Raw genomic sequence first — 14864 nt, forward strand, 5'->3', positions numbered from 1 at the left:
CGAAGGCGGCGCGCCCGCTCTCAGCTCAACGGATCGACCACAGCGCCGGCGTTCATCAGGTTGCCGGGGTCGAACGCGGTCTTGATCCGCCGCATGGTGTGGCGGCGGACCGGATCGCCGTAGCGCTCGAGCAGGCCGCGCTTTAGTCGTCCGACGCCATGCTCGGCGCTGAACGCGCCGTCCATTTCGGCGGCGAGGTCGTAGAGCTGCGGCGCGAGCTCGGTCTCGATCCGCTTCGAGAAGGCGAGCCGCTCCTCGCCCGGGGGCACCAGCACGTTGTAGTGCAGGTTGCCGTCGCCGACATGGCCGTAGACCGAGAGCCGAAAGGTCGCGTCGTAGGCCGCGACGATCTCCGCCCCGCGCACGAGGAAGTCGTCGACGGACGAGATCGGCACCGAGATGTCGTGCTTGATGGAGCCGCCGGCCTTCAGCTCGCCCTCGGGGATGGTCTCGCGCATCCGCCACATCTCGGCGCGCTGGCGCTCGTTGCTGGCGAGCAGGCCGTCTTCGATCCAGCCGCGCTCGGCGAGCTGCTCCACGGCTCCCAGCAGCACGTCGTCGAGCGGAACGCGGTCCGACGACGACGACAGCTCGATCAGCAGCGTCCCGCCCTCGCCCGCGTGCAGGCCCGCCTCCGCGCCGGCGACGAGCCCGAGGGCAGTCGTGGTGATGAACTCGAACGACGAGATCAGGTCCGCGGTCTCCCGCCGCATCAGCGCCAGCATCTCGGCGAGCGGCGCCGCGGCCGCGAGCGGCAGCCAGGCGGTGGCGCGGTTCGAGGCCTGCGGGATCAGCTTCAGCACCGCGCCGGTCACGACGCCGAGCGTGCCCTCGGCGCCGACGAAGCACTGCTTGACGTCGTATCCGGTGTTGTTCTTGCGCAGCCGGCGCATGTCGCGCAGCACCGAGCCGTCGGGAAGCACCGCCTCGATCCCGAGCAGCAGGTCGCGCATCATGCCGTAGCGTAGCACCGAGAGTCCGCCGGCGTTGGTGCCGAGCAGGCCGCCGATGCGCGCGCTGCCCTGCGAGCCGAGGCTCATCGGCAGTGTCAGACCCGCGTCCTCCGCGGCCTTCTGGGCGTCGGCCAGGATCACGCCGGCGTCGAGCGACAGGGTAAAGCCGAGCGGATCCACGGCGCGGATCTTCGCCATGCGCTCGAGGCTGATGACGAACTGACGCCCGCTCTCGTCGGGCGTCGCCCCACCGCAGTAGGAGGTGTTGCCGCCCTGCGGGACCAGCCCAAGCCTGGCCGCGCCGACGATCTCGACGGCCTTCGCGACCTCTTCGGTGGAGGTCGGCCGCAGAATCGCTGGCGACTTGCCGGTGAGGTACTTCCGCATGTCGACGAGGTAGGCGCCCGTCCGCTCGGGGTCCGTCAGGACGCCGGCGTCGCCCAGGGCGTCGCGAAGGGCGGCGAGAACGGTGTCGGTGCTCATGGTCGTCGGATCTCCGGCGGGGTCGTCTTTTGAGGCGAACCTTAAAGCCCGACCGTCCCGGATGAAATCGCGACGTCATCCAGATGTCCGCGCGTCAGCAACGAAAAGGGCGCAGCCTCGCGGCCGCGCCCCTCTCGAACAATCCGGCGATGAAGCCCTCAGTCGACCGCGGCGAGCTGGCGGGCGAAGAACAGCGAGGCCAGCGTGCAGGCGACGCCCGACAGCAGATAGAGCGCCACGAATCCGAGCCCGAACTTGGCGGAGAAGCCGAGCGCGACCAGCGGCGCGAAGCCCGCCCCGATCAGCCAGGCGAGGTCGGAGGTCAGCGCCGAGCCGGTGTAGCGGTTGCGGCGCTGGAAGATCGCCGAGAGCGCGCCGGAGGATTGGCCGAAAGCGAGGCCCAGCAGGCCGAAGCCGACGAGGATGAAGGCGGTCTCGCCGCCGACGCCGCCGCCGAGCAGCCAGGGCGCGAAGAGGCTGTAGACGCCGATCGCGACGGCTGCGGAGCCGAGCACCGTCCGCCGCCCGACGCGGTCGGCGAGCAGGCCGGACGTGACGATCGCGGCGATGAAGACGAAGGCGCCGATGATCTCGATCACGAGGAATTCGCCAGCGTGCCGGTCCGTGAACAGGGTCACCCAGGACAGCGGGAAGATGGTCACGAGGTGGAACAGCGCGAAGCAGGCGAGCGGCGCGAAAGCGCCGGTCAGAACGGTCAGGCCGTCGACCTTCAGCAGCTCGTAGACCGAGGTCGGGTCGAGCTCCTGGCTCTCGAGCGACTCGCTATACTCCTTGGTCACCACGAGCCGCAGCCGGGCGAACAGGGCGACCACGTTGATCGCGAAGGCCGCGAAGAACGGATAGCGCCAGCCCCAGCTCAGGAAGTCCGCCTCGGACAGCACGCCGACGAAGAACAGGAACAGGCCGGAGGCGAGCAGGAAGCCGAAAGGCGCTCCAAGCTGCGGCATCATCGCATACCAGCCCTTCCTGTTCTCGGGAGCCGACAACGCCAGCAGCGACGGCAGGCCGTCCCAGGCGCCGGCGAGAGCGAGGCCCTGGCCGATGCGGAAGGCCGCCAGCAGATAGATCGCGGCGGCGCCGATCTGGGCGTGGCTCGGCAGGAAGCTGATTGCGGCGGTCGAGCCGCCGAGCAGGAACAGCGCGATGGTGAGCTTCACCCCGCGGCCATGCCGGCGACCGATCTCCGTGAATAGGACGGAGCCGATCGGGCGCGCCACGAAGGCCAGCGCGAAGATCGCGAAGGAATAGAGGGTCGCCGTCAGCGGCTCCGCTTCGGGGAAGAGCAGCTTGGGGAACACCAGCACTGAGGCGATGCCGTAGACGAAGAAGTCGAAGAACTCCGACGTCCGGCCGATGACCACCGCAAGCGCGATCTCGCCGGGCGACACGCTCTCATGCCGCTCGGTCTTTCCTTCGTCGGGAGCCATTTCCCCGTGCGTCAAAACCGCCTGCTGGCTCATGGGTGCACCTCGTCCTTTTCCCCGTGCGCGTCCGTTCGGCGGCGCGTCGCCCGGTTCTTTCGAACAGGAGTATGGCGCGCGCCTTCATCGATTCCTACGCTCAACTCGGCGAAGGGCGCCCCGTTCCGGAGCGCCCGCCCCCGGAAGCGCGACGATGCGCGCACTCCAATCCTGTTGCAGCGCAAAAGCCCATGGGACAAACCGTCCAATGTCGCGGCCGCCGCGAGGCGCATAGGCCGTCACGCGAGCCTTCGTCGCACCAACCTGGTCAGGCCGTTACGTTGACACTCCGCAGACTTGTCCTCCTCCCGCTGTTGGGCCTGCTCGCAGGCTGCAACCTGGTCGTGATGAAGCCGTCGGGCGATATCGCGTCGCAGCAGAGCGACCTGATCGTCATCTCGACGATCCTCATGCTGCTCATCATCGTTCCGGTGATGGCGCTGACCGTCCTGTTCGCCTGGCGCTACCGCCAGTCGAACAAGGACGCGGTCTACGATCCCGACTGGCACCACTCGACGCGGCTCGAGATCGTCATCTGGGCGGCCCCGCTCGCGATCATCGTGGCCCTCGGCGCGATCACTTGGGTGTCGACCCACCTGCTGGATCCCTACCGGCCGCTCGACCGCATCGCCGCCAACCGGCCGCTGCCAGAAGGCGTGAAGCCGCTCGTGGTGGAGGCCGTGGCGCTCGACTGGAAGTGGCTGTTCCTCTACCCAGAGCTCGGAATCGCGACGGTCAACGAACTGGCGGCCCCGGTCGACCAGCCGATCGCCTTCAAGATCACCTCGTCGACGGTGATGAACTCGTTCTTCGTGCCGGCGCTGGCGGGCCAGATCTACGCCATGCCGGGCATGGAGACGAAGCTCCACGCGGTGATCAACAAGGCCGGCGAGTACGACGGCTTCTCCGCGAACTACAGCGGCGCCGGCTTCTCGGACATGCGCTTCAAGTTCCACGGGCTCGCCCGCGAAGACTTCGACAAGTGGGTGCAGTCCGTGAAGGACGGCGGCGGCTCGCTGGACCGGGCGGGCTACCTCGAGCTCGAGCGTCCAAGCGTCAGGGAGCCGGTGAAGCGTTTCGCCGCGGTCGATCCCGCGCTCTACGACGCGATCCTCAACATGTGCGTCGACACCGCCAAGATGTGCATGAAGGACATGATGCGCATCGACGCCAAGGGCGGCATGGGCATGGCCGGCATCGGCAACGTGTTCGCGCTCAAGTACGACAGGCCGCGCGCCCGCGGCGGCGAGCAGGCCGCCACGGTCAAGCGCTTCGTCGCGGCCGTCTGCACGCCTGAGGCGCCTCGCGACGGGGAGACTCCGGAGGTCGCGACCCCGCGGCCTGCAGCCGCCGGCCGCGCTTCGCTCGAAACCCTTACGCCCCGCATGTCGGTCGCCGAGCGCGCTCAGGCCGACCGGCCGGTCGCGGAATGACCGACGAGAGTTTGTGAGATGACCCCAAGTCCGGCCCCCGAGAGCCTCCTGTTCGGCCGCCTCTCGCTTGAAGCCATTCCGCTGCACGAGCCGATCCTGCTCATCACCTTCGCCGCCGTCGCCGTCGGCGGCGTGGCCACGCTCGGCGCGATCACCTACTTCCGCCTCTGGGGGTGGCTCTGGCGCGACTGGCTGACCTCGATCGACCACAAGAAGATCGGGATCATGTACATGATCCTCGGCGTCGTCATGCTGCTTCGCGGCTTCGCCGACGCGCTGATGATGCGCGCCCAGCAGGCGATCGCCTTCGCCGGCTTCGAGGGCTATCTGCCGCCGCACCACTACGACCAGATCTTCACCGCCCACGGCGTGATCATGATCTTCTTCGTGGCGATGCCGATGGTCACCGGCTTCATGAACTACATCGTGCCGCTGCAGATCGGCGCGCGCGACGTGGCGTTCCCCTTCCTCAACAACTTCAGCTTCTGGATGACGACCGGCGGCGCCGTGCTCGTCATGACCTCGCTGTTCGTCGGCGAGTTCGCCGCCACCGGATGGCTGGCCTACCCGCCGCTGTCGGGAATCGCCTACAGCCCCTGGGTCGGCGTCGACTACTACATCTGGGCGCTGCAGATCGCGGGCGTCGGGACCCTGCTCTCGGGCGTCAACCTGATCGCCACCATCGTTAAGATGCGGGCGCCGGGGATGACGATGATGCGGATGCCGGTGTTCACCTGGACCGCGCTCTGCACCAACGTGCTGATCGTCGCGTCCTTCCCGGTGCTGACCGCCGTCCTCGCGCTGCTGTCGCTCGACCGCTACCTCGGCACCGCGTTCTTCACGAACGACATGGGCGGCAGCCCGATGATGTACGTGAACCTGATCTGGATCTGGGGCCACCCGGAGGTCTACATCCTGATCCTGCCGGCCTTCGGCATCTTCTCCGAGGTGGTCTCGACCTACTGCGGCAAGCGCCTGTTCGGCTACGCCTCGATGGTCTACGCGACGGTGGTCATCACCATCCTGTCGTACCTCGTGTGGCTCCACCACTTCTTCACGATGGGGTCGGGGGCGAGCGTGAACTCGTTCTTCGGCATCACCACGATGATCATCTCGATCCCGACGGGCGCGAAGATCTTCAACTGGCTGTTCACGATGTACCGCGGCCGCATCCGCTTCGAGCTGCCGATGATGTGGACCGTCGCCTTCATGCTGACCTTCGTCATCGGCGGCATGACGGGCGTGCTGCTGGCGGTGCCGCCCGCCGACTTCGTGCTGCACAACTCGCTGTTCCTGATCGCGCACTTCCACAACGTGATCATCGGCGGCGTGCTGTTCGGCCTGTTCGCCGGCATCAACTACTGGTTCCCGAAGGCCTTCGGTTTCAAGCTCGACGAATTCTGGGGCAAGATCTCCTTCTGGTGCTGGGTGGTCGGCTTCTACGTCGCGTTCATGCCGCTCTACATCCTCGGCCTGATGGGCGTGACCCGGCGGATGTCGAAGTTCGACGATCCCTCGCTGCAAATCTGGTTCGTCATCGCGGCCTTCGGCGCCGTGCTGATCGCGGCCGGCATCGGCGCGTTCCTGATGCAGATCTTCGTCAGCGTCCTGCGGCGGGAGAAGCTCAAGGACGTCACCGGCGATCCGTGGAACGGACGCACGCTGGAGTGGGCGACCTCGTCGCCCCCGCCGGCCTACAACTTCGCCTTCACCCCTGTGGTGCACGACCTCGACGCCTGGAACGACATGAAGCGGCGCGGCTACGTGCGGCCGACCTCGGGCTTCATCCCGATCCACATGCCGAAGAACACCGGCGCGGGCGTCGTCCTGTCGGCCCTCAGCGTGATCTGCGGTTTCGCGCTGATCTGGCACATCTGGTGGCTCGCGATCGCCAGCCTGCTCGCGCTGATCGTCTCGGCGATCGTCCACACCTTCAACTACGACCGCGACTTCCACATCCCGGCGTCCGAGGTCATCGCCTCGGAGCGGGCGCGGACGAAGCTGCTCGAAGGGCGGGCCTGACGCCATGACCACTGCCACGATCGCCTCCGGCGCCTCCGCGCCGCAGTTCTACACCACCGAGGAGCACCATCCGGAGAACGGCACCCTGCTGGGGTTCTGGCTCTACCTGATGAGCGACTGCCTGATCTTCGCGGTCCTGTTCGCCTGCTACGGCGTGCTCGGCCGCAGCTACGCCGCGGGGCCCTCGGGCAAGGACCTGTTCGACCTCGGTCTGGTGGCGCTCAACACCGCCTTCCTGCTGCTGTCGTCGATCACCTACGGCTTCGCCATGCTCGAAATGGCGAAGAACCGGAAGGGGTCCACGCTGTTCTGGCTCGGCGTGACCGGCCTGTTCGGCGCGGCCTTCCTGTGCGTCGAGATCTACGAATTCGCGCATCTCATCCATGAGGGCGCGACGCCTCAGCGCTCGGCGTTCCTGTCGTCCTTCTTCACGCTGGTCGGCACCCACGGCCTGCACGTCACCTTCGGCATGATCTGGCTGATCACGCTGATGGTTCAGGTGACCCGCCGCGGGCTGATCCCGGAGAACCGCCGCCGCCTGGCCTGCCTGTCGATGTTCTGGCACTTCCTCGACGTCATCTGGATCGGCGTCTTCACCTTCGTCTATCTGATGGGGACGCTGTGATGAGCTCCGCACCGCCCGCCGCTCACGGTCACGACGCCGCCGGCCACGGCCACGACGCGCACCACGACCACGACGAGCACGGCGCGTCGCACGGGACCTTCGGCGGCTACCTCGCCGGCTTCCTGCTGTCGATCCTGCTGACCGCGATCCCGTTCTGGCTGATCATGGGCGACGTGTTCCGCAGCCCGACGACGGCCGCGATCGTGGTGCTGGTGTTCGCCGCGATCCAGATCGTGGTGCACATGGTCTACTTCCTCCACATGAACTCGAAGTCGGAGAGCGGCTGGACCATGCTCGCCCTGATCTTCACCGTCGTGGTGGTGGTGATCACGCTCGCCGGCTCGTTCTGGGTGATGCACCACCTGAACGCCAACATGATGCCCATGGCCCCGCACGACGACACCATGCCGATGTCGCCCGAGGGCATGCGCCAGATGCGATGACGGCGGCGGGCGGGCCCGTCCCGCCCGCTCCGGCGCCGGAGCGGGTCGCGCGGCCGCGGTCGGCCGCGACGCTCACGATCCTGGCCCTCCTCGGCCTCGCGCTGATCGCGGGCTTCTCCGCCCTCGGCGTCTGGCAGGTTGAACGCCGCGTCTGGAAGCTCGACCTGATCGCGCGCGTGGACGCCCGGGTCCACGCGGCCCCCGTCCCCGCGCCCGGCCCGGACGTCTGGCCCGCGATCTCCGCGGCCTCCGACGAGTACCGCCGCGTCGCGCTGACGGGCGTCTTCGACCATTCCAAGGAGACGTTGACCCAAGCGGTCACCGACCTTGGGGCCGGCTTCTGGGTGATGACGCCGCTTCGCACGAGGGACGGCTTCACCGTGCTGGTGAACCGCGGCTTCGTCTCGGCCGACCGAAAGGGGCCCGCCTCCCGGCCCGACGCCCAGACCGCGGGCGGGACTACGGTGACGGGGCTGCTGCGCGTCACCGAGCCAAAGGGCGGGTTTCTGCGGGCGAACGATCCGGCGCAGGATCTCTGGCGTTCCCGCGACGTCGCCGCGATCGCCGAGCGCCGTGGGCTGTCTGACGTCGCGCCCTACTTCGTGGACGCGGACCGCACGCCGAATCCCGGCGGCTGGCCGGTCGGGGGCCTCACGGTGATCGCCTTTCCCAACAGCCACCTGGTCTACGCGCTCACCTGGTTCGGCCTGGCGCTGATGGTCGCCGCGGCGGCCGTCGTGGTCGTCCGGCACGAGCGCCGCCTTCGCCGCGAAACGCGCGCGACGTGACCGCGTCCCTCGGCCGCCCCGCGGCGGGCCCGGGGGCCGGCCGCAAGAACCTGATGCAGCTGATCCAGCTGCGCTGGATCGCGGTCGTCGGCCAGATCGCGACGATCGCCTTCGTCGAATGGGCGCTCGACATCCGCCTTCCGCTCGCGCCCATGGCCGCCGTCCTGGCCGCGCTCTTGGCGCTCAACCTCGTCAGCATCCTGCGGCTGAAAGCCTGGCCGCAGGAGGTCTCGAACCAGGAGCTGTTCCTGGCGCTGACCTTCGACGCTGCGGCGCTGACCGCCCTGCTCTACCTAAGCGGCGGCGCCACCAATCCTTTCGCCTTCCTCTACCTGCTGCAGGTGACGCTCGCCGCCGTGCTGCTTGCGGCGTGGTCGACCTGGGCCATGGTGGTCGTCACCGTCGCCTGCTTCGGCGGGCTGGCGCTCGCCTACCGGCCGCTGGCGCTCGCGCCGGGCGCGGACCTGTTCGAGCTTCACGTCATCGGCATGCTGGTCTGCTTCGCGCTCGACGCCGCGCTGCTCGTGATCTTCGTCGGCCGCGTCAGCGCGAACCTCAGGGAGGGCGACGCGCGGCTCGCGGCTCTTCGCCAGCAGGCCGCCGAGGAGGCGCACATCGTCCGCATGGGCCTGCTCGCTTCGGGCGCCGCGCACGAACTCGGCACGCCGCTCTCGACGCTCGCCGTGATCCTCGGCGACTGGCGCCGCATTCCCGCGATCGCCTCCGACGCCGAGCTGATCGCGGACGTCGACGCCATGCAGGCCGAGGTCGCGCGCTGCAAGGCGATCGTCACCGGCATCCTGCTCGCCGCCGGCGAGGCCCGCGGCGAAGCGCCGGCCGTCACCACCATGCGCGCCTTCCTGGCCGAAATTGTCGAGGACCGGCGGACCGCCCGCAGCGTCGACGCCCTGATCTACGACGACTGCTTCGGCGACGACGTCGCGATCGTCTCGGACTCCGCTCTGAAGCAGGTGATCGGCAACGTCATCGACAACGCGGTCGAGGCCTCGCCGCGATGGGTTGGCGTGCTGGCCGAGCGGCGCGGCGGGACGCTGGCGATCACGGTGCGCGACGCCGGCCCGGGCTTCGCCCCGGAGATGATCGAAAACCTCGGCCGGCCGTACAATTCCACGAAGGGGCGCCCCGGCGGCGGCCTTGGCCTCTTCCTCGTGGTGAACGCCCTGCGCAAGCTCGGCGGAACCGTCGAGGCCCGCAACCGCCCGGAGGGCGGCGCCGAGGTGCTGCTCACCCTGCCGCTCGCGGCGCTGATGCTGGAGAAGCCGGCGAGCCATGGCTGACGACCGCATTCTCGTGATCGTCGACGACGACGCCAAGTTCGCGGCGACTCTCCGCCGCTCGTTCGAGCGCCGCGGCTACGAGGCCCATGCGGCCGCAGGCCCCGAGGAACTCGACGCGCTGCTGACGACGGTGTCGCCCGGCTACGCCGTGGTCGACCTCAAGCTTGCGGGCTCCTCCGGCCTCGCCTGCGTGCAGCGGCTGCACGCGCACGATCCCGACATGCTGATCGTGGTGCTGACCGGCTTCGCAAGCATCGCGACCGCGGTCGAGGCCATCAAGCTCGGCGCCTGCCACTATCTCGCCAAGCCTTCGAACACCGACGACATCGAGGCCGCCTTCGCGCGCGTCGAGGGCGACACGGAGATCCCGCTGACCGAACGCCCGACGTCGATCAAGACTCTGGAGTGGGAGCGGATCCACGAGACGCTGATCGAAACCGACTTCAACATCTCCGAGACCGCCCGTCGCCTCGGCATGCACCGCCGGACGCTCGCCCGGAAGCTGGAGAAACGCCCGGTGAAGTGAGGAGCGGCGCTGCGGCGCCGTCAGAGCGACGGCGAGCTTCACGCCGCGCCAAGCGCGTCGTCATCCCTGGCTCGTCCGGTGGATCCATCGGTCCGCCAGGCGCTGCGGCCAGCCTATAGCTGGATGCCCCGGACAAGCTGGGGCATGACGACTGGGCGCCGGTCGCGGACATGGGGCCCCAGCCCCGCCGACCTCATAACCCTTCGATCGTCGCGATCGTCGCTTCGTCCAGCGTCACCCCTTCGGCGGCGGCCTTGGCGCGGGCGGTGATGCGCCTCGATCCCGGCAGGCGGGCGCCGTCCTGGGACTCGACCGCCTCCGCGAGCACGGCGAAGCGCTCCGGGCCAGAGCCGGAGAATGCCGCGGGGTCGATGGCGATGATCAGCTGGCCGACGTCGGGCGGACCGCCGGTCCCGTCGAACATCGAGGAAGCCTCGTGGCCGAAGCTCGCGCCGACGAGGCCGGCGGCCAGCAGCTCCACCATCATGGCGAGCGTCGCGCCCTTGGCGTCGCCGGCGGGGACCATGGTTCCGGCGAGCGCCGCCGCGGCGTCTGTGGTGGGCCGCCCTTCGGCGTCGAAGGCCCAACCCTCGGGGATCGGCTCGCCGCGCTGGTGCGCCGCCATGATGTTGCCGCGCGCGACCTTGGAGACCGACATGTCGATCACCACAGGCTCCCGGCCCGGCAGCGGGCAGGCGAAGGCGATGGGGTTGGTGCCGAACAGCGGGACCTTGCCGCCCCAGGGCGCGATCGAGGCCGGGGCGTTCGCGACCATCAGCGCGACGAGGCCCCGCTCCGCGAGCGCCTCGACGGTGTGGCCGGCGGCGCCGCAGTGGTTCGAGCGGCGGATCGCGGCCGCCGCGATCCCCTGCTCCGCAGCGGCCGCCGGCAGGGCCTCGATCGCGAGCGTCAGCGCGGGATAGGCGAAGCCGTGGGCGGCGTCGATCGCCAGCACGCCGGGGCGGGGCCGGGTCAGGGTCGGCGTGACCTTGCCGTCGACCTTGCCCGCGCGGAGATGCGTCACGTAGGGCAGCACGCGGGCGAGGCCGTGGCCCTTGAGCCCGTCGGCCTCTGACGCCACCAACGCTTGCGCGACGCGGGCCGCGACCTCCTCCCGCGCGCCGTTGCGGAGAAACGCGGTCGCGGCGAGGGCGTGGGCCTCGGCGAGTGAGAGCTGCGGCATGCGGAAGGCCTTTGCGGATCAGGAAGGGCGGAAGGCGACGCAGGGACCGGCGATCGCGAGATGCACGAGGCCCGAGGCGTCGGCCTCGAAGGCGGCGGGCGCGCGTACGTCCAGGCGCCGGTCGTCCACAACCACTGTGAGCAGGCTGTGGTCGCCGCGGAAGCTCATGTCCACCACTTTGGCCGCGCGTCCGGCGTCGGAGGCGGCGAGCACGATCTGCTCCGGCCGCAGGCAGAGCGACGCGCGGCCGTTAACACCCTCCGCTCGCTTGCCGATATCCGCGTCCCCGAGCGGCGTCGTCGCCCGGCCGGCGGAGACCGTCGCCTCCAGGAAGATCGCGGCGCCGGTGATGCGCGCGACCTCGGGGCTCGCCGGCGTGAGATAGACCGTGCGCGGGTCCGCGGCCTGGGCGATGCGCCCGGCGTGCATCACGGCCACGAGGTCGGCGGAGGCGAAGGCCTCTTCCGGGTCGTGCGTCACCAGGATGGCGGAGGCCCGGGTGCGCCGGAGCGTGGCGGCGACGTCGGCGGCGACCGCGCGGCGGAGGTCGAGGTCGAGACCGTTGAACGGCTCGTCCAGCACCACCAGTCTCGGCCGGGGCGCGAGAGCCCGCGCCAGCGCGACCCGCTGCTGCTGGCCGCCGGACAGCTGGTGGGGATAGCGGTCGCCGAGCGCCGCGCAGCCGACGAGGGTGAGCGCCTCGGCGATCCGCGCCGGCGTGCGGTCCTTCCGCGCGAGCCCAAAGCCGACGTTGCCGGCGACGGTGAGGTGCGGGAACAGCGCGCCTTCCTGCGGCACGTAGCCCACGCGGCGCTTCTCCGCCGGCTCGTGCCGCCCCTCGCCTGAGACGACCTCGCCGTCGATGGCGATCGACCCGCCGTCGACCCTATCGAACCCCGCGATCAACCGCAGCAGCGTGGTCTTCCCGCAGCCCGAAGGCCCAAGCAGCGCCGCGATCCGGCCGTCGCCGACCGCAAGGTCGACGCCGTTCAGCACCGGATGGCCGGCGTAGGCCTTGACAACGTTCGAGACGACGACGCTTCGCATCAGAGGTCGTGGAGCTCCAGGCTGCGGCGCGTGAACACGTAGACGGGCAGGGCCGAAAGCGCCACCAGCAGCGCAGCGAAAGGGGCCGCTGCGGCGTACTGTCCATCGTTCGCCCGCGACCAGACCTCGGTCGCCAGCGTGGTCACGCCGATCGGCGCGAGCAGCAGCGTCGCCGTCAGCTCCCGCACGAGCTCCAGCGTCATCAGCGCAAGCGACGCCCCGACGCCGGGGAGGATGTTGGGCAGCGTCACGGTCGCGAAGGCCATGAGCGGCCCCCGGCCGAGGCTGCGCGCGACCTCCTCGAGGCCGGGCGGCGCGAGCTCCACCGAGGCACGGAGCGCCGACTGGGCGAGCGGCAGGAACAGAACGGCGTAGGCCGCGAACAGCAGCGCGGTGGTCTGGTAGAGCGCGGGCACGTAGCGGATGGCGAAGAAGGTCAGCGCCAGCGCCACCACCAGACCGGGCAGGCCGTGGACCACGTAGGGCAGCCGGTCGAGCAGCGCCGTCAGGGGGCTTCGCCTGCGGGTCGCGGCCAGCACGAGCGGCAGCGCGAGCGCGGTGACGATGACGGCGCCGGGAAGCGCAAGGCCGAGCGAGCCTTCGACCGCCGGCCAGATGTCGACGACGCCGCGCGCCGCGGAACGTCCCACCGCGAGCCAGTAGGCCAGCATGCCCGCCGGAACGCCTGTGCCAAGCGCCACGAGGACGGCGAAGGCCACGACGACGAAGGGCTTCAGCCGCCCGAGGGCGAGCAGCCGCGGTTCGCGGCGGCCGCCCCGGCCGCTTCGGGCGAAGCGCACGCCGCGCCGAAGCCGCATCTCGAACAGAGCCGCCGGGAGGCTGAGCGCCAGAAGCACCGCCGATTGCAGGGCGGCGGTCGAGCTGTCGAACTGGAGCTCATAGGAGGCGAAGATCGCGGTCGTGAAGGTCTGCACCCGCAACAGCGCCAACGCGCCGAACTCCGCCAGCATGTGGGTGAGCGCGAGCAGCGCCCCCGCCCCCAGCGCCGGCCAGACCTGCGGCAGCGCGACCCCGAAGAAGGCGCGCCACGGGCCGCGGCCGAGCGAGCGCGCCACGTCCTCATAGGCCGGGTCCATGCTGCGGAGCGCCGCGGCCACCGGCAGATAGACAAGCGGGTAGTGCGACAGCGACAGGATCAGGACGGCGCCGCCCATGCCCTGGAACGCGACGTCGAGCGAGGCCCAGGCGAAGCTCGCAACAAAGGCGGGGATCGCGAGCGGGAGCGCCAGCAGGATGCGCCAGGCGCTCCGTCCCGGCAGGTCGCAGCGCTCCACCACCCATGCGCAGGCGACGCCGAGGACCGCGGAGATCGCCGTCACCGTCAGCGAGAGCGTCAGCGTGTTGACCAAAAGCTCCAGCGTGCGGGGCCGCAGGAGCTCGCCCGTCACGCCCGCGGCCCCGACGCCCCAGGCCCGCAGCGCGACATAGCCGAGCGGCAGCGCGATCAGCAGGCAGGTCGGAGCCGCGGCGAGCAGCAGCCAGACCGGCGTCCCTGGGCCGCGCCGCGGAAGCGCGAGACTCACGCCAGGCCCGCCTCGCGCTGCAGGGCGAGCGCCTCGGCGGCGTCGCTGACGTCGTCCGGCGTCAGGTCGGGCGGGTCGAGCTCGGAGAGCGGCTTGAGCTTGTAGGGCGAGACCACACCCGGCCGCACCGGATACTCGGCGACGGCGTCGACGATCGCCTGCTGCCCCTCAGCGCCGGTCATGAAGGCGACGAAGCGCTGCGCCAGCTCCGGCTTGCGGCTGGAGGCGAGCACGCCGGCGGCCGACAGCGTCACCAGCGCGCCCGGGTCCTTGGCCCCGAGGTAGTGCAGCTGGCAGCGCATGTTCTCCTCGCCGATCTCGTCGGCGACCGCGTACCAGTAGTAGCTGTTGACCAGCGCGGTCGCGATCTCGCCCCGCTGCACCGCCTGCACGGCGGCGACGTTGCCGTTGTAAATCCGGCCGTTGTCCTTCAGGCCCTTGAGCCAGGCGATCGCGGCGTTGCGGCCGCGGAGCTTCACGATCGCGAGCGCCTGGCTCTGGAACTCGCCGCTGGTCGGCACGTAGGCCACGCGGTCCTTCCAGGCGGGGGTGGCGTAGTCCAGCACGGAGGTCGGCAGCTCGGAGGGCGTCACTTGCTTCGCGTCGTAGGCCACCACGCGGCAGCGGGCGGTCACGCCAATCCAGCGGCCGTCGTTCGCGGCGTAGGTCGCCGGGATCTGCCGCAGGGTCTCCGCCGCGACCGGCGCCAGCAGCCTGCGCGCCGCGAGCGTGGTCACCGGGGCGGTCTCTTCCGAGAAGAACACGTCCGCGGGCGAGGCCGAGCCTTCCTCAATGATCTGGTTCGCGAGCTGAGCGCTGCCGCCCTTGCGGATCGCCACCTGCACGCCAGTCGCGGCCATGAAGGCCTGCACCACGGCGGTGGCGGGCTCGGCGTGCTGGCCGTTGTAGAGCGTCAGAACGTCGGCCGCCTTGGCGCGCGGCGCAACCGGGGAGACCGTAACGGCGCCCAGGGCCATGCCGGCGCGCAGCAGAGCTCGCCTGTCCAGCCGGCTCATTAGAATCCCTCTAAACGACTGC

Annotated in this window: 13 protein-coding genes; 7 read left to right on the forward strand and 6 right to left on the reverse strand. The window is 70.1% G+C overall.

The window, feature by feature from the left end; all coding sequences use genetic code 11:
* Positions 1 to 20: 20 nt before the first annotated feature.
* The gene (locus METY_RS10145) at positions 21 to 1436 is read right to left on the reverse strand and encodes an FAD-binding oxidoreductase (RefSeq protein WP_103121266.1); all 1416 of its coding nucleotides are present in this window, start codon (positions 1434 to 1436) and stop codon (positions 21 to 23) included.
* 158 nt (positions 1437 to 1594) lie between these two features.
* Positions 1595 to 2917, reverse strand: a complete 1323-nt coding sequence (locus tag METY_RS10150) for an MFS transporter (RefSeq protein WP_444849081.1) — start codon at positions 2915 to 2917, stop codon at positions 1595 to 1597.
* A 347-nt stretch (positions 2918 to 3264) separates the two neighbouring features.
* Between METY_RS10150 and cyoA the strand changes: the two genes are divergently transcribed.
* The 7 genes from cyoA to METY_RS10185 are packed head-to-tail and all read left to right on the forward strand — an operon-like array spanning position 3265 to position 10052.
* On the forward strand, positions 3265 to 4350 hold the full coding sequence (gene cyoA, locus METY_RS10155) for a ubiquinol oxidase subunit II (RefSeq protein ID WP_244593601.1): 1086 nt from the start codon (positions 3265 to 3267) through the stop codon (positions 4348 to 4350).
* An 18-nt stretch (positions 4351 to 4368) separates the two neighbouring features.
* A complete protein-coding gene (gene cyoB, locus METY_RS10160; protein ID WP_103121269.1) occupies positions 4369 to 6372 on the forward strand; it encodes a cytochrome o ubiquinol oxidase subunit I in 2004 nt (667 codons plus the stop codon).
* A gap of 4 nt (positions 6373 to 6376) precedes the next feature.
* A complete protein-coding gene (cyoC, locus tag METY_RS10165) occupies positions 6377 to 6997 on the forward strand; it encodes a cytochrome o ubiquinol oxidase subunit III (RefSeq protein WP_103121270.1) in 621 nt (206 codons plus the stop codon).
* Positions 6997 to 7440, forward strand: a complete 444-nt coding sequence (cyoD, locus tag METY_RS10170; RefSeq protein WP_103121271.1) for a cytochrome o ubiquinol oxidase subunit IV — start codon at positions 6997 to 6999, stop codon at positions 7438 to 7440. Before cyoC ends, cyoD begins: the two co-directional genes overlap by 1 nt.
* Positions 7437 to 8228: an SURF1 family protein gene (locus METY_RS10175; RefSeq protein WP_103121272.1), complete on the forward strand. Its 792-nt coding sequence runs from the start codon at positions 7437 to 7439 to the stop codon at positions 8226 to 8228. The genes cyoD and METY_RS10175 overlap by 4 nt, the downstream gene beginning before the upstream one ends.
* Positions 8225 to 9526, forward strand: a complete 1302-nt coding sequence (locus tag METY_RS10180; RefSeq protein ID WP_103121273.1) for an ATP-binding protein — start codon at positions 8225 to 8227, stop codon at positions 9524 to 9526. The genes METY_RS10175 and METY_RS10180 overlap by 4 nt, the downstream gene beginning before the upstream one ends.
* Positions 9519 to 10052 (forward strand): response regulator transcription factor, encoded by a 534-nt coding sequence (locus METY_RS10185; RefSeq protein WP_103121274.1) that lies wholly within the window; start codon positions 9519 to 9521, stop codon positions 10050 to 10052. The genes METY_RS10180 and METY_RS10185 overlap by 8 nt, the downstream gene beginning before the upstream one ends.
* Before the next feature lie 193 nt (positions 10053 to 10245).
* Here METY_RS10185 and METY_RS10190 read toward each other — a convergent pair whose 3' ends face one another.
* From METY_RS10190 to METY_RS10205, 4 genes are read right to left on the reverse strand one after another with little or no spacing between them, the layout of a single operon-like run.
* Positions 10246 to 11235: an Ldh family oxidoreductase gene (locus METY_RS10190; RefSeq protein WP_103121275.1), complete on the reverse strand. Its 990-nt coding sequence runs from the start codon at positions 11233 to 11235 to the stop codon at positions 10246 to 10248.
* Positions 11236 to 11253: 18 nt separating this feature from the next.
* Positions 11254 to 12282: an ABC transporter ATP-binding protein gene (locus METY_RS10195; RefSeq protein ID WP_103121276.1), complete on the reverse strand. Its 1029-nt coding sequence runs from the start codon at positions 12280 to 12282 to the stop codon at positions 11254 to 11256.
* On the reverse strand, positions 12282 to 13826 hold the full coding sequence (locus METY_RS10200; RefSeq protein WP_103121277.1) for an ABC transporter permease: 1545 nt from the start codon (positions 13824 to 13826) through the stop codon (positions 12282 to 12284). The genes METY_RS10195 and METY_RS10200 overlap by 1 nt, the downstream gene beginning before the upstream one ends.
* Positions 13823 to 14842 (reverse strand): extracellular solute-binding protein, encoded by a 1020-nt coding sequence (locus METY_RS10205; RefSeq protein WP_103121278.1) that lies wholly within the window; start codon positions 14840 to 14842, stop codon positions 13823 to 13825. The genes METY_RS10200 and METY_RS10205 overlap by 4 nt, the downstream gene beginning before the upstream one ends.
* Between the last annotated feature and the right edge of the window lie 22 nt (positions 14843 to 14864).

This window comes from Methylopila sp. Yamaguchi (assembly GCF_002897035.1).
Taxonomy (GTDB): Bacteria; Pseudomonadota; Alphaproteobacteria; order Rhizobiales; family Methylopilaceae; genus Methylopila.

Bases quoted from the DNA above. Each gene is read 5' to 3' on its own strand.
- METY_RS10145 (WP_103121266.1), bottom strand. From the start codon at position 1,436: ATGAGCACCGACACCGTTCTCGCCGCCCTTCGCGACGCCCTGGGCGAC.
- METY_RS10150 (WP_444849081.1), bottom strand. From the start codon at position 2,917: ATGAGCCAGCAGGCGGTTTTGACGCACGGGGAAATGGCTCCCGACGAA.
- cyoA (WP_244593601.1), top strand. From the start codon at position 3,265: ATGAAGCCGTCGGGCGATATCGCGTCGCAGCAGAGCGACCTGATCGTC.
- cyoB (WP_103121269.1), top strand. From the start codon at position 4,369: ATGACCCCAAGTCCGGCCCCCGAGAGCCTCCTGTTCGGCCGCCTCTCG.
- cyoC (WP_103121270.1), top strand. From the start codon at position 6,377: ATGACCACTGCCACGATCGCCTCCGGCGCCTCCGCGCCGCAGTTCTAC.
- cyoD (WP_103121271.1), top strand. From the start codon at position 6,997: ATGAGCTCCGCACCGCCCGCCGCTCACGGTCACGACGCCGCCGGCCAC.
- METY_RS10175 (WP_103121272.1), top strand. From the start codon at position 7,437: ATGACGGCGGCGGGCGGGCCCGTCCCGCCCGCTCCGGCGCCGGAGCGG.
- METY_RS10185 (WP_103121274.1), top strand. From the start codon at position 9,519: ATGGCTGACGACCGCATTCTCGTGATCGTCGACGACGACGCCAAGTTC.
- METY_RS10190 (WP_103121275.1), bottom strand. From the start codon at position 11,235: ATGCCGCAGCTCTCACTCGCCGAGGCCCACGCCCTCGCCGCGACCGCG.
- METY_RS10195 (WP_103121276.1), bottom strand. From the start codon at position 12,282: ATGCGAAGCGTCGTCGTCTCGAACGTTGTCAAGGCCTACGCCGGCCAT.
- METY_RS10205 (WP_103121278.1), bottom strand. From the start codon at position 14,842: ATGAGCCGGCTGGACAGGCGAGCTCTGCTGCGCGCCGGCATGGCCCTG.